The sequence below is a fragment of the Biomaibacter acetigenes genome, from assembly GCF_003691585.1.
GTDB lineage: Bacteria > Bacillota > Thermosediminibacteria > Thermosediminibacterales > Tepidanaerobacteraceae > Biomaibacter > Biomaibacter acetigenes.
The window spans coordinates 1,585,883-1,602,871 of the sequence record NZ_CP033169.1 but is presented as its reverse complement, the minus strand read 5'-3'; the positions used below and the strand labels follow the sequence as shown (position 1 = coordinate 1,602,871).

14 protein-coding genes and 4 pseudogenes are annotated in these 16,989 nt (G+C 41.4%); all 18 read right to left on the bottom strand.

Translation table 11 applies throughout. From position 1 onward, the window contains the following. Positions 1-73: 73 nt before the first annotated feature. The 18 genes and pseudogenes from hfq to meaB all read right to left on the bottom strand — a co-directional run bounded on the left by hfq (position 74) and on the right by meaB (position 16,976). A complete protein-coding gene (gene hfq, locus D2962_RS07925; protein ID WP_120765450.1) occupies positions 74-340 on the bottom strand; it encodes an RNA chaperone Hfq in 267 nt (88 codons plus the stop codon). Between the two features lie 37 nt (positions 341-377). Continuing rightward, positions 378-1,322, bottom strand: a complete 945-nt coding sequence (miaA, locus tag D2962_RS07920; RefSeq protein WP_122014658.1) for a tRNA (adenosine(37)-N6)-dimethylallyltransferase MiaA — start codon at positions 1,320-1,322, stop codon at positions 378-380. A gap of 3 nt (positions 1,323-1,325) precedes the next feature. Continuing rightward, positions 1,326-1,529, bottom strand: a complete 204-nt coding sequence (locus D2962_RS18470) for a hypothetical protein (RefSeq protein WP_245984983.1) — start codon at positions 1,527-1,529, stop codon at positions 1,326-1,328. Between the two features lie 25 nt (positions 1,530-1,554). After that, entirely contained in the window at positions 1,555-2,109 is a 555-nt protein-coding gene (locus D2962_RS18465) for a DNA mismatch repair MutL family protein (protein WP_245984982.1), read from the bottom strand. Continuing rightward, positions 2,082-3,146, bottom strand: coding sequence for a DNA mismatch repair endonuclease MutL (gene mutL / locus D2962_RS18460; RefSeq protein ID WP_245984981.1), 1,065 nt, complete (start codon positions 3,144-3,146; stop codon positions 2,082-2,084). Before mutL ends, D2962_RS18465 begins: the two co-directional genes overlap by 28 nt. Positions 3,147-3,158: 12 nt before the next feature. Further along, positions 3,159-5,759: a DNA mismatch repair protein MutS gene (gene mutS, locus D2962_RS07910; protein WP_122014657.1), complete on the bottom strand. Its 2,601-nt coding sequence runs from the start codon at positions 5,757-5,759 to the stop codon at positions 3,159-3,161. Continuing rightward, positions 5,731-6,150, bottom strand: a complete 420-nt coding sequence (locus D2962_RS07905) for a YlbF/YmcA family competence regulator (RefSeq protein WP_122014656.1) — start codon at positions 6,148-6,150, stop codon at positions 5,731-5,733. The genes mutS and D2962_RS07905 overlap by 29 nt, the downstream gene beginning before the upstream one ends. 5 nt (positions 6,151-6,155) lie before the next feature. After that, positions 6,156-7,487 (bottom strand): tRNA (N6-isopentenyl adenosine(37)-C2)-methylthiotransferase MiaB, encoded by a 1,332-nt coding sequence (gene miaB / locus D2962_RS07900; protein ID WP_281273756.1) that lies wholly within the window; start codon positions 7,485-7,487, stop codon positions 6,156-6,158. A 21-nt stretch (positions 7,488-7,508) separates the two neighbouring features. Beyond that, positions 7,509-8,273 carry a uracil-DNA glycosylase gene (locus tag D2962_RS07895; RefSeq protein ID WP_122014655.1) on the bottom strand — a complete coding sequence of 255 codons (765 nt, stop codon included), beginning with the start codon at positions 8,271-8,273 and terminating at the stop codon, positions 7,509-7,511. A 106-nt stretch (positions 8,274-8,379) separates the two neighbouring features. After that, positions 8,380-9,783 (bottom strand): VanW family protein, encoded by a 1,404-nt coding sequence (locus D2962_RS07890; RefSeq protein WP_120765445.1) that lies wholly within the window; start codon positions 9,781-9,783, stop codon positions 8,380-8,382. A 66-nt stretch (positions 9,784-9,849) separates the two neighbouring features. Continuing rightward, on the bottom strand, positions 9,850-10,377 hold the full coding sequence (locus D2962_RS07885; protein ID WP_122014654.1) for a GNAT family N-acetyltransferase: 528 nt from the start codon (positions 10,375-10,377) through the stop codon (positions 9,850-9,852). Between the two features lie 103 nt (positions 10,378-10,480). Then, positions 10,481-11,878 carry an oxaloacetate decarboxylase subunit alpha gene (locus D2962_RS07880; RefSeq protein WP_122014653.1) on the bottom strand — a complete coding sequence of 466 codons (1,398 nt, stop codon included), beginning with the start codon at positions 11,876-11,878 and terminating at the stop codon, positions 10,481-10,483. 95 nt (positions 11,879-11,973) lie between these two features. Beyond that, positions 11,974-13,087 (bottom strand): annotated as a pseudogene (locus tag D2962_RS07875) (sodium ion-translocating decarboxylase subunit beta). A 24-nt stretch (positions 13,088-13,111) separates the two neighbouring features. Next, positions 13,112-13,522: a biotin/lipoyl-containing protein gene (locus D2962_RS07870; RefSeq protein ID WP_120769009.1), complete on the bottom strand. Its 411-nt coding sequence runs from the start codon at positions 13,520-13,522 to the stop codon at positions 13,112-13,114. A 131-nt stretch (positions 13,523-13,653) separates the two neighbouring features. Further along, the gene (locus D2962_RS07865) at positions 13,654-14,019 is read right to left on the bottom strand and encodes an OadG family protein (protein ID WP_120769011.1); all 366 of its coding nucleotides are present in this window, start codon (positions 14,017-14,019) and stop codon (positions 13,654-13,656) included. Positions 14,020-14,034: 15 nt separating this feature from the next. Then, positions 14,035-15,538 (bottom strand): annotated as a pseudogene (locus tag D2962_RS19540) (acyl-CoA carboxylase subunit beta). A gap of 81 nt (positions 15,539-15,619) precedes the next feature. Continuing rightward, positions 15,620-16,022 (bottom strand): annotated as a pseudogene (gene mce / locus D2962_RS19535) (methylmalonyl-CoA epimerase). A gap of 23 nt (positions 16,023-16,045) precedes the next feature. Further along, positions 16,046-16,976 (bottom strand): annotated as a pseudogene (meaB, locus tag D2962_RS07850) (methylmalonyl Co-A mutase-associated GTPase MeaB). Positions 16,977-16,989: the final 13 nt, after the last annotated feature.

Sequence of the window (16,989 nt, the reverse complement as noted above, 5' to 3'; positions counted from 1 at the left end):
GGCAGCATAAAAAATGGCACAAAAAACCCCGGAGTCTTCTTCCGGGGTTTTTAGGGTTTTCTTTTATTTTCGTTTAATTTTCAGCTTCTTCGGGCTTCTTCTGTTCCGAAGCTGCGGTCAAATTAAAAGTTACAGGTTTGAAAGGAGATATAGTTGAAACGGCATGTTTATAGACTAACTGCTGTTTGCCGTCAGAGTCCAAAACCACGGTAAAATTATCAAATCCTCGAACATGGCCTTTTAACTGAAAACCGTTTATCAGGTAAATGGTTACCGGTATATTATCCTTTCTAACCTGGTTTAAAAAGCTGTCTTGAAGATTAATCTGAGCTTTTGTCATTATTCGTCCCCCTTAAATTATTGTTTACATTTATATTCTAGGAATTTTTTAATTTTCCTTCTACCGCTTTAATAATATTTTCTACAACTTTTTTCATTCCTTCCCTGGAAACATCCATCCACACGATATTTTTATCCCTCAAAAACCAGGTATACTGCCTTTTGGCATAATGGCGGGTATCCCTGGAAATGAGAAATATGGCTTCTTCAAGAGTAATTTTACCGTCCAGGTAATCCAAAATCTGTCTATATCCCAGGCCTTGCATGGAATTCAAGTTCCTTGAGTATCCCATATCCAGAAGTTTTTTTATTTCTTCCACCAGACCGCTATTTATCATGTGCTGAACTCTCTCATTGATGCGTCGGTAAAGCTCGTCCCTGGGCCTGGTCAGACCGAACATGAATAAATCATATAAACCCCTCTGCCTTTTTGTTTTTTCCTCATATGAGGAAAAGGTGCTTCCTGTCTTGATACAAACTTCCAGAGCCCTTATAATCCTTCTGAGGTTATTGGGGTGAATTTTCCTGGCGGCATCCGGATCCAGTTTTTCCAACTTACCGTACAGGAACTCGTTGCCGTATTTAAGGGCTTGATTTTTTAATTGTTCCCTTAGAACTTCATCTTTTTCAAATTCAGAAAAGGTGTAATTATAACATACAGCGTTTACATAAAGCCCCGTTCCCCCCGATAGTAATGGTATCTTATGACGGCCAACAATATCTTCTATACATTGCTTGGCCATGGCCTGAAAATCGGCTACGCTGAACTCCTGGTCGGGATTTATAATATCGATCATGTGATGCTTTATTCCTTTTTGTTCCGCCCGGGAGGGCTTGGCGGTCCCGATATCCATGTACCTATAGATTTGCATGGAATCCGCTGAAATTATTTCAGCATTTAGTTTTTTTGCCACTTCAATGGCTATTTCAGTCTTCCCCACTGCCGTTGGACCCACGATGACCAGCAAAGGTTTTTTTTGCATGTTTTACATGATTCTTTTAAACTTTTTTTCAAGTACGTATAAGGTCATGGATATGATCGTAGGTCTGCCATGGGGACATGTAAAGGGATTTTCAAGATTATTTAATTGGGTTATTAGATCATTCATCTGTATGGAATTTAGAGCATCTCCTGCCTTTAAGGCAGTATGGCATGCCATGGAGGCTATAAATTTTTCCCTTGGATGCAAAACAATATATTCCTCACCCCTGAAATTATCCAGGACCCTCGGCAAGAGTTTCCGGATTTACCACCCTATCGAAGAAATAAGGAACCGACCTGATTAAGACCGTATCTTTTCCGAAGATGGAGAAATCGAAACCCATGTTTTTGATATCCTGGTTATATTCCTCCACAAATGCCATATCCTGTATAGAAAGTTTTAAGGCATAGGGTTGAATTAATTCCTGGGATGCCGGTTTTTGCCTGAATCTATTGGAATATTTTTCAAAAAGTATTCTTTCATGGGCTGCATGCTGGTCTATCAAATAAAATTCCCCTTCTCCCTCAGCAATGATATATGTATTGAACAACTGGCCCACTATTTTATTTATTTTGAGTTTCCCGGCTACATCAGCCTGCTGGCTTTCTGTTTTATTTACAAAATATGATTGATTATGTGTACCCTCATATATAGCAGACCTTTTACTTATTATATCATGGGTGCTGGGAAAATATACACTTTTTAGCAAATTATTTTCCTCGCATTTCCCCTGCTCGAGTTCTAATATGCGTTGCTGTTCTAAAACTTGCGGTCTGGATTTTTCCATACTGTCAATGTCCTCAGGGGCTTTGTCGAACTTTTCCTGCGGCACAAGTATCTTTGTTTTAAGGCTCTGTAAAACAGCTTCAAATAGTGCTTTATGAACTTCATTTTCTTTTGAAATTTTATCTCCAGCTTTGCAGGATGTACATTTATATCTATCTGTGAACTATCTATGTCTATCATAACCATGGCTATGGGAAAGCGGCTTGTGGGAAGAAGTGTCTTATACGCTCTTTCCAGGGTAAAAGACAACCCCTTATCCTTTATTAACCGCCGGTTGACAAAAAATGTTTCGCCGGTGCGGTTTCCCCTGTTAAATTGCGGAGTGGATATGAAGCCAAATATGTTACCGGATGAAAATGATTTTTTTATTTGTATTATTTGCCTTGCAACATCCTTACCGTATACCCTGGCAATTACTTCATTATAATCTCCATTGCCGCTGGTATATAAGATTTCCTTTCCATCGCTCACAAGGCGGAAAGAAATATACGGATTCCCGATGGAAAGCCTCATAACTAAATCCACGATATGCGAAATTTCCTGAGTTTCGCTACCAAGGAATTTCAATCTGGCAGGTGTGTTATAAAATAAATTTCTTATCTCAATACAACATCCCTCCCTGGCCGGCGCTTCCTCAATTTTTTCCATGGTTCCGCCCCGAATTTCACATCTTGTGCCCAAAGGCTCTGTAGACGTTTTTGTCAAAACCACCACTTCCGATACACAGGCTATACTTGGCAGGGCTTCTCCTCGAAATCCCAGGGTCTTTATATTAAAAATATCATCGAGCTTATGGATTTTACTGGTAGCATGGCGCTCAAAAGCTGGCCTCACATCATCTTTAGATATTCCTTCACCGTCGTCCGTCACTTTAATTAACTTTTTGCCGCCCTTTTCTATTTCGATGATTATATGCTTGCTGCCGGCATCTATGGAATTTTCCACCAGTTCTTTCACCACCGAAACAGGCCTTTCTATAACTTCACCGGCAGCTATTTTTGAAGAGACGCTGTCATCAAGAATCAGTATTTTCCCCATAAACCTTATCCCTCACTGTAATCTTTGTTTTAAGGAATACAATAAATTTAAAGCTTCCAGGGGCGTTATTGTATTTATATCAAGAGATTTTATCGTATCCAGTATATCTCGTTCCTTTAAACTGTCAAGACTTATCTGGTTGTCAGATTCCGGGTCCCGTCTTACGGAAACTGCACTGGCTGCTGCAGTCAAACCCATTTCTTCATCGCGTTTTTTTTCCATACCGGTTAGAAGTTCCCTGGCCCTACGGACCACGGCATTTGGAAGGCCGGCAAGCTTTGCAACCTGAATGCCATAACTTTTATCGGCTTCGCCGGCTATGATTTTTCTCAAAAATATAATATCTTCCCCCCGTTCTTTGACGGTGATTTTATAATTTTTGATTCCGGCCATGTTTTTTAATGCCGTCAACTCATGGTAATGAGTTGCAAATAGGGTTTTTGCCTTTATATTTTTCCGGATATATTCTATTACAGCCCATGCGATGGACAGCCCATCAAAGGTGCTGGTTCCCCTGCCCACTTCATCTAAAATCAAAAGGCTTTTAGCGGTAGCATTTTTGAGGATATAGGCCATTTCCGACATTTCCACCATAAAGGTGCTCTGGCCTGACGCAAGGTTATCCGATGCCCCGATTCGGGTAAAGATTCTGTCCACCAGGCCTATCTCCGCTCTCTTTGCCGGTACGAAACAGCCTATCTGGGCCATCAGGACAATCAATGCAACCTGCCTCATGTATGTGGATTTTCCCGCCATGTTTGGACCGGTTATCACAGAGATCATGGAATCGGAACAATTAATATGGGTGTCATTGGGAATGAAGAGTTCGCCTTTTTGAGATTTCTCTACCACCGGATGCCGCCCTTCTTCAATGTGTATTTCATCTTTTAACGTAATTTCCGGCTTGACATAATTGTTTTTTGCCGAGGCTTCAGCCAGGGACAGCAGCGAATCCACCACAGACACGCAATACGCACTTTTCTTCAGCCGGGGTATTTGCTTTATCAGTTCATCCCTGATGCGGCAGAAGGCTTCATACTCCATGCCCTGAAGCCTTTCTTCGGCATTTAGGATCAGTGTTTCATATTCTTTTAATTCCTCGGTGATGTAACGCTCTCCCCCGGCGAGGGTTTGTTTTCGGATGTAATTTTCCGGGACCATGGAAAGATTAGATTTTGTGACTTCTATGTAATAACCGAAAACCTTATTGAAACCCACTTTCAGAGATTTAATACCGGTTCTATCCTTCTCCTTCCTTTCCAGGTCCGCAATCCAGGTCTTTCCTTCATGGGCCGCCCTTCTCAATTTGTCGATTTCCGGGTCATATCCTTCTTTAATAATGCCGCCTTCTTTTATAGTCAACGGTGGATCATCGTCAATGGATTTGTCTAACAAAACATATATATCTTCGAGATTATCCATTTGATTATATAAATGTATCATTAATTTTGATTTACATTCACTCAATATCTTCTTTATCTGGGGGAATTTTTGTATGGTGTTTTTTATGGCTATAAAATCCCTGGCGTTGCAATTTCCGCAAACCAGTTTGCCAGTAAGCCGCTCTATATCATAGATATTTTTTAACTGCTCTTTTAAATCCTCTCTCAGAAAGTAATTCCCCAGCAGTTCCTCGACGGCATCCTGTCTTTCCTGAATTTTGACTATATCCAGGAGCGGTTGTTCAATCCAGTTTCTGAGGAGCCGGCCACCCATGGATGTAAGAGTATTATCCAGCACCCACAGAAGGGTTCCGGTTTTTCTACCGTCTTTTAAAGATTCAGTTAATTCAAGATTCCTCCGGCATGAAACATCCAGGACCATAAAATTATTGCTCTCATAAAATTTAAAAGAATTTATATGGATGAGACTTAATTTTTGTGTTTCATTTAAATACTTGAGGCATGCACCGGAGGCCCTAAAGGCAAATTGTTTTCCGAGAATGCTTTCCAGTTTTTCTTCATGGAATTGAGATATCAACAATTCTCTGGAATCATTTTCGTCGAAATAATCGTCATTTTTTAATGTGACAAATACATTCAGGTCTTCCTCCAGCTTCTTTCTAAAAAACTCACTTTTATAAGCCTCACCATTGATTATACATTCCCGCGGCTGGAATTTGGCAATTTCGTTTATCACTTCCTGATAGGGATGAGAAGATATTAACTCTGTAATTAAAAATTCTCCTGTCAATAGGTCTGCAAAAGACAGGCCGAAACTGTCACCACTTTTGAAAATACAGCTAAGAAAGTTATTTTTCTTGTCCTCCAGGGCATTCATGTCGGTTATGGTGCCGGGAGTTATTATCTTTACCACATCCCGCTTCACCAGATCCTTTGCAAGTTTCGGGTCCTCCATCTGCTCGCAAATCACTACTTTATAACCTCTTGATACAAGCCTGGCAATATACTGGTCAGCCGCATGATACGGTACTCCTGCCATAGGAACTTTATTTTCCGGGTCCCTGGAAGTCAGAGTTATCTCCAGTTCCTTTGAACCTATTTCGGCATCTTCAAAAAACATCTCATAAAAGTCGCCCAGCCGGAAGAAAATTATATAGTCTTTATATTTTGCTTTAATCTCTTTATATTGTCTTATCATCGGTGTATCCATCGCAGCTATTTACGACCCCCTCGGTGCATTTGCCACAATTTCCATGGCATTTTTTAAAGCATCCTCCATCCAGTGGAGTTTCTTCTATGGCAAATGCCATCACGGCATTTACATTTTTAATCAATCTATTAAAGGATTCCTGGCAGGAAATAAGGCGCTTTAAAAGAGGATTTTTCAGCGCCCGGTTTTCTATTTCCCTGAAATCTGATGTTACATTTTTATTTAGCAGTTCAGCTTTTTGTTTTTTAAATTTTGCTTTCATATACTTCTGGTACAATTCCTTTGCCTCCCGGTCCAGCATCAACATGGCTTCTGCCTTTTTCAATTCCTGCATTTCCGTAGAATCGGCAATGGCTTCACCCAATTGTTTTGCCATTTTTAGTATGTCCATAAAAGTCACTCCTCAAATTGTCCTAAAAGTGACCATGTATGAGGTTGGGTGATCCTGACATTAACAAGTTTGCCTATTAAATCCCTGGGGCCGTCAAAATTTACAAGTTTATTGGTCCGGGTCCGGCCTGACAGTCTTTCCTCATTGCCCTTGCTGACTCCCTCCACAAGGACTTCCAGGATTTTACCCTTTAATTCCATGTTCTTTCTTGCGGTTATGGCATCCTGCACCTTCATCAATCTCTCCAGGCGCTGGCTTTTAACTTCTTCATCCACCTGATCTTCCATTTCGGCGGCGGGAGTTCCCTGGCGTCTGGAATATATAAAGGTAAAGGCCGAATCGAATTCCACAGTTTTTACCAGATCAAGGGTATCCCGGAAATCCTCTTCGGTTTCTCCCGGGAAACCTACAATAATATCCGTGGTTATGGCTACTTCAGGCACAGCTTTTCTTAATTTTTCCACGAGACTAATATAATGTTCCCGGGTATATCTGCGGTTCATTTTTTCAAGTATACGGTTGCTTCCCGCCTGCACCGGGAGGTGGATGTGCTCGCAGACTTTTTCACAATCCCTCATGGCCATTATGAGTTCATCGGATAAATCCTTGGGATGAGATGTAATGAATCTAATCCTTCTAATGCCGTCGATGGAGTTGACTCTGCGCAAAAGTTCCGGAAATGTTATGGGTTCTTCCAGGTCTTTTCCGTAGGAATTTACATTCTGGCCCAGCAGGTTTATCTCAAGAAAACCCTGCTTTGATAATTCTTCCACTTCCTTTAAGATATCTTCGGGCTTTCTGCTCTTTTCCCGTCCCCTGACATATGGCACAATACAGTAGCTGCAGAAATTGTTGCAGCCGTATATTATGTTGACCCATGCCTTTACCCCTTCGCCTCTTTTTATGGGAAGGTTTTCTTCCAGCTGGGTGTTATCTCGCGTTACCTCGATAACAGGCAGGTTGGCCTGTCTCGCATTTTTAATGAGCTCAGGCAATCTATGGACATTGTGTATTCCGAACACCAGATCCACATATGGAAGATGTTCAGAAATATATTCAGTAACATGGGGCTGCTGAATCATACACCCCGAAACTGCTATGATGAGATTGGGATTTTTTTGCTTGAACTGTTTTAGCTGGGCTATTCTCCCATAGACCTTCCTTTCGGCATTTTCCCTGACACAGCAGGTATTTAATATTATGAGATCAGCTTCTTTTAGAGAATCAGCAGGACAGTAACCCAGTTTTTGAAGGACTCCGGATATGACTTCACTGTCGTGAATATTCATTTGACAACCCCAGGTTATTATTTTATACTTCAACAATCCAGGATACACTTCCTTTCTCGGCTCTAAACTTTAGTTAAAACTATATTCCGGACATAATTCCCTGACCTTGGCCAGAGCTTTATTAAAATCTTCCCATACATCCCACTTGGTTTTATTTAAAGCTTTTCCCTGTTGGCGAAGAATATACGCCGGGTGAAAAGTAGGCATTACCCAGAAACCCCTGGTATATATCCATTTTCCTCTTTCCCGCATGATGCTGCTATTGGGCTTAAAATAGTTTAATGGCACCGAACCCAGGGCAATGATGACTTTGGGAGCTATAAATGTAAGTTCCAATTCCAGATTCCTTGAACAGGCTTTCATCTCTTTGACAAAAGGAGTCCTATTCATGGGCGGGCGGCATTTCACCACATTGGAGATATACACTTTCTGACGATTTATGCCCAGTTTATTTAAAATAGTGGTCAATAATTGTCCGGCTCGGCCTACAAAAGGCTTGCCCAATTTATCTTCATCAAAACCCGGCCCTTCTCCTATAAGCATCAGAGGCGAATTCAAACAACCTTCCCCGGGCACCTTTCGGGTACAACTGTCAGATGAATGGAGAAGGCAATCGGTGCATGCGTTTAAATACTCTTTTATTTTTTCATAAATAAATGTTCTCATGCTTTCAGATTCCGGATTGTCGGCTTTTATTATTTCCAGCAATCCGTTTGATGAGTAAATCTCCTTCAAATTAAACTCGTTTTTAAGGTCGAGCATAAGCTTAATACTGTAAGGCAACTGGATTTCTTGCACTTCAAGCTCTTTTATAAAATTTTCTAAATCCGCCATAGTGTTCCTCCCCATCCTATTGTTTATTATAACATAAACCTGCTTAAAGCCCAATAAAAAATACCCCATTAATAAAAGGGGTAGAATGGAGTTTAAAGTATAAGTTTTATTCATTGGTGATATTTTCCATTATTTCATTTCTGCCGGTTTCGTTTGATGGACCAGGATTAAAGCTTCCTGCATTCTCATCTTTTTCACCCACATATAAAATTGATGGAACAGGGTTATATGTATCTTCCGAAATCAGCTTTTTTTCTTCCCTTCCATTGACACCATAAATTTTCCATAACCTCACCTGGTATCCCGGATTTCCTTCTTTAATCCTGGTTTTCCCCTTTTCCATGTTATTATCTTTCTTGATTATAAGCGGAGGTGGTATTTTTCTTACTACTTCGGAAACAAATTTGACATTTTGCTCATTTTTTTTGCTACCGTAAAATTTCACGGTAAGGGTGTCATCCATGACTTCGGTATATATCATGATATAACCGCCGGTATTGTTTTTGAATTTTAAATCTATATGGTTATAATTTACCGTTGCATCACGCCCCAGCGGCACATAAGAGACAGGCAAGGAGTGGTTTGACCTTTCGATTATTTCCATATCGGTTATAAGTGCTAAGTTATATATGGTACTTGATAACTGGCATACTCCTCCGCCTATGCCTGGAACCGTTTCGTTTCTAAAAAAAATGGGGGCAGCTTTGTAACCCTTTTCCCCGGTACGTTCGCCTACGGCATCGTTAAAAGAAAATACTTCATCTGGAGCTATTATAAGACCGTTAATTTTTTCCGCCGACAGGCGGATGTTTTGCGTCCTTTCCTTCAGAGCCTTGTTGAATTTGGTGGAAAACTCCGTCACCTTGACCTTGATATTCATCTTCAGCAAATCTTCGCGGGTCTTTCTGGCTTGAATCTGTTTTACAGGGATGTTAACAACCTTATTTTTTTTCCATAATGCTTCGATAATATCTTTTTTTAAATTATCAACATCAAGTTCCTGGCCCTTCACATCACTTACTATATCGACTAAATCGCCATTTATTTTAAAAAATGCATCTTTCGGTTCAGCATAAACACTTTCTTCTATTTCCTTGAAAGTGCCCTCCTGCACATTTTCTTTAAATTCCGCCACCAGCGGTAGGTGTATGGGATTTTTTTTGTATTGAAGCATTGTAATATAATTATGCAGGAAAAACTTATTTCTTCCTGATACAAATGCCCGATCTATACTTTCCTTGAAATTAAATTCAATAAACTCTGCTGGATAAAAGAGCCATTTTTTATTTTTAGTAATAAGAGTAACAGGGCCTTTAATATAATCCCGGACTGCAGCTCTAAGTTTTATTTCGGCTTGCTCTTTTGAAAGTTCTCCAACATAAAAATCAGCCACATATATGCCCGGAAATATCTTTGAGTTATAGTTTGTTGTTTCAAAAAAAATATATAACAACACCGATGACAAACATAAGAGCAGGACAGCCAGGATTAGGGTCAGCCGTCTTGACATGTAATCTCACCCTTTTACAAAATATCCTACTCTTATGTATAAGCTATACTATCTAAAAAAATGCCTCTAAGATTTTTTATTTTTTAGTATATTAGCACTGGTTTCCATGAGAATTAAGTTATCGCTATGGATTTTTTGGTTTTTAAACTTGAGTATACCTTTTTTCTTGAACCCACATTTTTCGTAACACCTTATGGCCCTTTTATTATTTTCGTATACCCTGAGGTATATGGTTTTAAAACCTTTAGTGTTAAAAATATAATTGATAAAAACTGATAAGGCTTCAGTGCCATAACCTTTTCCCCATAGATTTTCTTCCCCTATGTACATGAAAAGTTCTGCCATTTTTTCCTTCCATTGTATATGGCTGATTTCAATTTCTCCTAAAAAATTGCCGCTTTTATCTTCTATGGCCAGAATGTGATTTAAAAGGCTTTTTTTTAAATATCTTTCATTGCATTCGTCAATATTTTTTGGTAGTCTCTTTCCGGCCAGGTATGTAAGAAGCTGGTTTTGATGCCACTCTATAATTTTGGTAAAATCGGAAACATCCACATTTCTGAGATTTATTTTTTCTCCTTCAATTTTCATCATGACACTTCCTAATAGATATTTTATAATTTAAATTCAACTTAAAACAAAAAAATCCTTTATGTAATCTTCACCAGTACAACAAAAAATACCCTTTTCAGGGTATTTAAGAAGGATAAACATCAAATTTTTCTTTTTGAGTCAGGTTACTGTCTATTTTATATTTTCCGGCCTGGCGTTCTTGAAAGAATTTAACAGCAATTTGCGGGAAAAGTGCATAGGTCAAAACATCCTCGTCCTGTTCTATATAATAGGCGATTTCTTTTAAATCCTTTTCAAGTTCCGGTTCCAGTAGGTCAGCCGGACGGCAGGTGATGACCTCTTCATCGCCGATTATTTTTTGCTTTATCTCCGGAGATATTGGCGCAGGCGGTTTACCGTAAAGCCCCCTGACATAATTTTTCACTTCATTGATAACCATTTTATATCTATCTCCGGTAATCACGTTAACCACTGCTTGTGTACCCACTATCTGGCTGGTGGGTGTTACCAGCGGAGGATATCCCAGATCTTCCCGGACTTTTGGAACCTCTTTTAAAACATCTGGAAGTTTGCCCAAGGCATTTTGCTGTTTTAGCTGACTTGTCAGATTTGACAGCATTCCACCGGGAATCTGGTAGTTTAGCACCATGGTATCCACCATGGTAATAATGCTGTCAATCTTATAATGGGTCCTGACTTCCTTGAAGTGGTCTGCTATTTCAGAAAGAAGGCCCATATCAAGATTTGTGTCATAGAGAGTATTTTTCAAAACGGCCACCATAGTTTCGGTGGGTGGCTGAGATGTTCCAAGAGCAAAAGGAGACATGGCCGTGTCGATCACATCCACGCCGGCTTCTATTGCTTTTAAATATGTCATGGAAGCCATACCACTGGTATAATGGCTGTGAAGCTGTATGGGTACATTGATTTCCTTTTTAAGTCTTGTAACCAGTTCATAAGCATCATAGGGCGAAAGCAAGCCGGCCATATCCTTTATACACAGCGAATCTATGCCCAGGTCCACAAGCTGTTTGGCAACGGATACATAATACTCGTTGTTATGGACCGGGCTTATAGTGTAAACCACCGTGCCCTGGGCGTGGCCTTTATATTTCTTTGTTGCTTCTATGGCCTTCTCCATATTTCTTATATCGTTTAGCGCATCAAATATCCTTATGATGTCAATACCGTTTTCTATGGATTTCTTTACAAACAGGTCAACCACATCATCCGGATAATGATGGTATCCAAGAAGGTTCTGGCCTCTTAACAACATCTGAAGAGGCGTATTTTTAATCTTTTCCTTCAGCTTTCTAAGCCTTTCCCATGGGTCCTCGTTCAAAAAGCGGATACAACTGTCAAATGTAGCACCACCCCACATTTCCAGAGAGTGGAAACCAACCTTATCCAATTTTTCAGCGATGGGAAGCATTTCATCGATTTTCATGCGGGTTGCAATAAGGGACTGATGTGCATCTCTCAATATGGTATCTGTAATGCCAACCTTTTTTTGTTGCAACATCAATTCTCCTTTCTTTAAATATTTTATGGAAATTATATCACAATTAAATCATGTATAAAACAATTATTTATTCAGGGTAAAAAGTCCTTATTTTATCAACCACCATATAGAGACAGCAAAACTCCTGCCACTATGGCAGTCCCTATAACCCCCGCCACATTGGGACCCATGGCGTGCATCAGTATGAAGTTGCCGGGCTTATCTTTCTGGGCTACAACCTGGGAAACCCGGGCAGCCATAGGCACTGCCGAAACTCCGGCAGAACCGATCAAGGGGTTTACTTTCCCTCCGGATAATACATACATGAGTTTTCCCAGAAGCACTCCGCCTGCCGTCCCCATGGCAAAGGCTGCAAGACCTAAGAGCAGTATTTCAATGGTTTGTATTCTCAGGAAGTTTTCGGCACTGGCTGTAGCTCCGACGGTGGTGCCCAGGAATATGGTGATGATGTTGATAAGCTCATTCTGGGCAGTCTTTGAGAGTCTCTCAACGACTCCGCATTCTCTAAAGAGATTTCCCAGCATGAGGCAGCCTATTAGTGCGGTAGCCGGCGGGACCAGGAAGCTGGCAAGAATTGTAACTATTATGGGGAATATTATCTTTTCGGTTTTGGAAACGGGTCTTAATTGTTCCATGGTTACCATGCGCTCTTTTTTGGTGGTTAAAAGGCGCATGATGGGAGGCTGTATTATGGGTACCAGGGCCATGTATGAATATGCCGATACGGCTATGGCTCCCAGCAGGTGGGGGCAAGTTTGCTTGAAAGGAATATGGCGGTAGGGCCATCGGCTCCGCCTATTATTCCTATGGATGCTGCCTCTTTGAAGTTAAACCCCAATAGTGTTGCTCCCAGGAATGTGGTAAATACGCCAAACTGGGCGGCGGCTCCAAGAAGCAGGCTCTTGGGGTAGGCGATGAGGGGGCCGAAATCGGTCATGGCACCTACTCCCAAAAAGATGAGGGGTGGGTAAATATCAAGTTCTACGCCCTGGTATATCCAGTACAGAAATCCTCCTTTTTGCATGAGGTTGGCCAGAGGGATGTTGGCCAGGAGCATGCCGAAGCTTATGGGCACCAGAAGCAGCGGTTCATATTTTTTACTATGGCAAGGTAAAGCAGGATACAGGATATTAATAGCATTATTGATTGTTGGATGGTTATATTTACAAATCCGGTGGTTTTAATGAAATTTATTATTTGGTCTAGCAAGGCTCTCCACTCCCGTTTAATTATTTATTCCATGGTAGCCAGTATATCGCCGGTATTTACGGATGCTCCTTCGGATACGTCTATGGAAGATATAATTCCATCCTGGGGAGCAAGGATTTCGTTTTCCATTTTCATGGCTTCCAATATCATTATTACATCGCCTTTTGATACTTTTGAGCCTTCTTTTACTTTTACGGAAAGTATGGTTCCGGGCATTGGGGCAGTGATTGTTGCCTTACCGGCAGGTGCAGCTTTTTTGGGTGCCGGTGCGGTAGCAGGTGCTGGCTTTGGAGTTTCCTGTTTCGGCGCTTCTTTTGGCTTTTCTGTTGTGGCCACAGGCGCAGGTGTCTCCTCTTTAACCAGCCCGGTACCACCTATCTCTTCAACTTCTACTTCATAAGTCTGGCCATTTACGGTTATTTTATATTTCTTCATAGTTTTTATCTCCTTTCATAAAAAAGCTTTCATTATTATATTTTAATTGACAGCGGTAGCTTTTTTGAAATGTGCTATGGAAAGCCCTATATTAAGGAATATCTTTGCTTTCATACACATTTTAAAATTGATTAAAGATTATTGTATACATTTTCGTATCTTGCTGCCCTTCCCCATTCGGGAGTAGTTTTGTGAATCTGGCGTATGGAACCTATTCTGATATGTGTTATGGGTTTTTGCAGGTATTCACTCAATGCTGCAGTAATTACTGCTACCAGTTCCCGGTTATCCTGTTCATGGGGTGGTTCCGGTTGTTTTATTTCTTCTACTGGTTCTCCAGTTTTTTCATTTTTTTTTACCTGTCTTGCCTGGGGATAGAATATATATCTCATAAGATCCAGAATTAAAGAGAGACTATACAGGGCTACCATTACTATGCCCATGCCCAGTAATCCTGTTTTTAGTGATTCCATGAGGTCCTGTGCAATACTATTCAATCTGGTTCACCTCTTTTATACCGGAATGTTGCCATGCTTTTTGGCAGGTCTTGTTTCGCGTTTTGACATCAGCATTTCCAGGGCGGAAATGAGTTTTACTCTGGTGGCGGATGGTTCTATTACATCGTCCACGTAGCCTCTTGCTGCGGCTTGATAGGGGTTGGCGAATTTATCCCTGTATTCTTCTATTTTTTCATTTCTCGTGGCTATCGGGTCGCTGGATTCTTCTATTTCTTTTCTGAATATGATATTGGCCGCTCCTTCGGGGCCCATGACTGCTATTTCTGCTGTGGGCCATGCAAAGACCTGGTCTGCTCCGAGGTGCCTTGAGCACATGGCTATATATGCTCCTCCGTATGCTTTGCGGGTGATGACGGTTATCTTCGGGACGGTGGCTTCGGAATAGGCATAGAGCAGCTTTGCCCCGTGGCGGATTATTCCTCCATGTTCCTGGGCTACTCCGGGAAGGTAGCCGGGGGTGTCGGTAAAGGTTATCAGGGGTATGTTGAAGGCATCGCAGAATCGGATGAATCTTGCTGCTTTGTCGGAGGCATTTATGTCAAGGCAACCCGCCAGAGCTCTGGGTTGATTTGCCAGGATTCCGACGCTGTGGCCGGATAGTCTCGCAAAGCCCGTTATCATGTTTTGGGCATAAAGGGGCTGTACTTCGAAGAAATCGCCTTCATCCACCACCATTTTGATTATTTCTTTCATGTCATAGGGTTTGTTTGGGTCGACGGGCACTATATTGTCAAGTTCCGGTAGTATCTTTACAGGGCTGTCTCCCGTTTCTTTGAAGGGTGCATCTTCCAGGTTGTTGGATGGTATGTATGACAGCAGTTTTTTTTATCTGGTCAAAGCACTCTTCTTCGTTTTGGCTCATGAAGTGGGCGACACCGCTTTTCTGGTTGTGGGCTTTTGCCCCGCCCAGGTCTTCGGGGCTGACTTCCTCTCCGGTTACGGCTTTGATTACCTGTGGGCCGGTGATGAACATTTTGCTTGTGCCGGAGACCATGAATACAAAGTCGGTGAGCGCTGGGGAATATACGGCTCCTCCGGCGCAGGGGCCCAGGATGACCGAAATTTGAGGTATTACTCCGGATGCGAGGGTGTTCCTGTAAAAGATTTCTCCATAGCCTTTCAGCGCATCCACGCCTTCCTGTATTCTGGCGCCGCCGGAATCATTTAATCCTATTAAAGGAGCTCCCATTTTCATAGCCATGTCCATGACTTTTACTATTTTGGCGGCGTGCATTTCTCCCAGGGACCCGCCGATGACGGTAAAGTCCTGGGCAAATATGAAGACCAGCCTGCCGTTTATGGTGCCGTAGCCGGTGACTACGCCTTCACCCGGGGCTTTAGTTTCTGCCATGTCAAACTGGATGCAGCGGTGTTCTACAAAGGCGTCGATTTCGACGAAGCTTCCTTCGTCAAGGAGTTTTTGGATTCTTTCCCGGGCGGTGAGCTTGCCGCTTTCGTGCTGTTTTGCTATGCGTTTTTCACCTCCAGCCTGTTCGATAGTCTTTCTTTTTTCTTGTAGGTTTTTAACTTTTGCTCAATGGTTTCCAAGATATTTACCCTCCTTGTGTTTTAATGCATCTTATGTTCTTTCACATAATTCTATCAAAACCCCTTTAGTGGCTTTAGGGTGAATGAAGGCTATTCTGGCTCCCCCGGCACCATTTCTTGGTTTTTCATCAATGAGCCTTACCCCCCGGGCTTTCAAATCTTCGAGGGTCTTTTCTATATTATCCACCCTTAATGCAATATGCTGGATGCCCTCTCCATTTTTTTTCGATGAATTTTGCTATGGTTCCATCGGGCTCGGTGGACTCCAGAAGCTCGATCTCGCTTTCACCTACGGGGATAAAGGCAACCCTTACTTTCTGTTCTGCCACAGTTTCCTCCCCGGCTGATTTTAAACCAAGGATTTCAGTATAAATCTTTAAAGTTTCATTTAAATCCTTTACGGCAATGCCTATGTGGTCTATCTTCTCTACCATTTTTAAACCTCCTCATGAAATTTTTATTTAGCATCTGAAATAATTATCTCCATGGCAGAGTATGGATCTATTTGCCTTTCCAGAACTTTTTCTACAAGCGCATCAATTTTTTCGGAATACCTTGACATCATTTTTTTTATAAGAGTTTCGGTTAATAAATCGATTATTTCCTGTCTTATCCTGTTTTTTCGTTTTATTTTTAAATAATCGCCTTGTGTCATATGGTTCCATACCTTTTCAATATTTTCACTAAGTTCGACAATTCCATAAGTCTCTGTGGCTATGGTCTTTATCACAGGTTGGTTTCCAGGAATTTTTATGGGGACTCAAGTCTAAAGTCATCTCTATTTCAGTAACAAGTCTATCAGCGCCGTCTTTATCAGATTTATTGACTACAAAGATATCTCCTATTTCCATAATTCCCGCTTTTATAGCCTGAACATCATCCCCCATTCCCGGCACCATAACCAGCAAAACGATATCAGCCAGCTTTACTATATCGATTTCCGACTGACCCACACCTACGGTTTCAATGATTATGTAGTCCATACCTGAAGCATCCAGAACTTTGACGGCATCATAACAGGCTCTGGAAAGGCCTCCTAAAGCGCCACGGGTACCCATGCTTCGAATGAAAACCCCTTCATCCAGAGTAAGGTCTTGCATACGAATTCTATCGCCCAAAATAGCTCCCCCAGTAAAGGGACTGGTGGGGTCCACAGCAATAATTCCCACTTTTTTATTTTTTTTCCTTAAAATATGGGTGAGTTTGTTTACCAGGCTACTTTTTCCGCTACCCGGCGCCCCTGTAATTCCAATTGTTCTTGCTCTACCTGTGTACTTGTAAATTGTCTTCAATATTTTTGTGGCATCATCGGATTTTTCTTCAACTAAAGTTATGAGCTTAGCAATGCTTCTTTTATCTCCGTTTAGAACGGATTGTATTATATCCATTAAAAATAACACC

Bases quoted from the DNA above. Each gene is read 5' to 3' on its own strand.
- D2962_RS07905 (WP_122014656.1), bottom strand. From the start codon at position 6,150: ATGGACATACTAAAAATGGCAAAACAATTGGGTGAAGCCATTGCCGAT.
- D2962_RS07880 (WP_122014653.1), bottom strand. From the start codon at position 11,878: ATGTTGCAACAAAAAAAGGTTGGCATTACAGATACCATATTGAGAGAT.
- miaA (WP_122014658.1), bottom strand. From the start codon at position 1,322: ATGCAAAAAAAACCTTTGCTGGTCATCGTGGGTCCAACGGCAGTGGGG.
- D2962_RS07885 (WP_122014654.1), bottom strand. From the start codon at position 10,377: ATGATGAAAATTGAAGGAGAAAAAATAAATCTCAGAAATGTGGATGTT.
- D2962_RS18465 (WP_245984982.1), bottom strand. From the start codon at position 2,109: ATGGAAAAATCCAGACCGCAAGTTTTAGAACAGCAACGCATATTAGAA.
- D2962_RS07870 (WP_120769009.1), bottom strand. From the start codon at position 13,522: ATGAAGAAATATAAAATAACCGTAAATGGCCAGACTTATGAAGTAGAA.
- hfq (WP_120765450.1), bottom strand. From the start codon at position 340: ATGACAAAAGCTCAGATTAATCTTCAAGACAGCTTTTTAAACCAGGTT.
- mutL (WP_245984981.1), bottom strand. From the start codon at position 3,146: ATGGGGAAAATACTGATTCTTGATGACAGCGTCTCTTCAAAAATAGCT.
- D2962_RS07895 (WP_122014655.1), bottom strand. From the start codon at position 8,273: ATGGCGGATTTAGAAAATTTTATAAAAGAGCTTGAAGTGCAAGAAATC.
- D2962_RS07890 (WP_120765445.1), bottom strand. From the start codon at position 9,783: ATGTCAAGACGGCTGACCCTAATCCTGGCTGTCCTGCTCTTATGTTTG.
- mutS (WP_122014657.1), bottom strand. From the start codon at position 5,759: ATGGATACACCGATGATAAGACAATATAAAGAGATTAAAGCAAAATAT.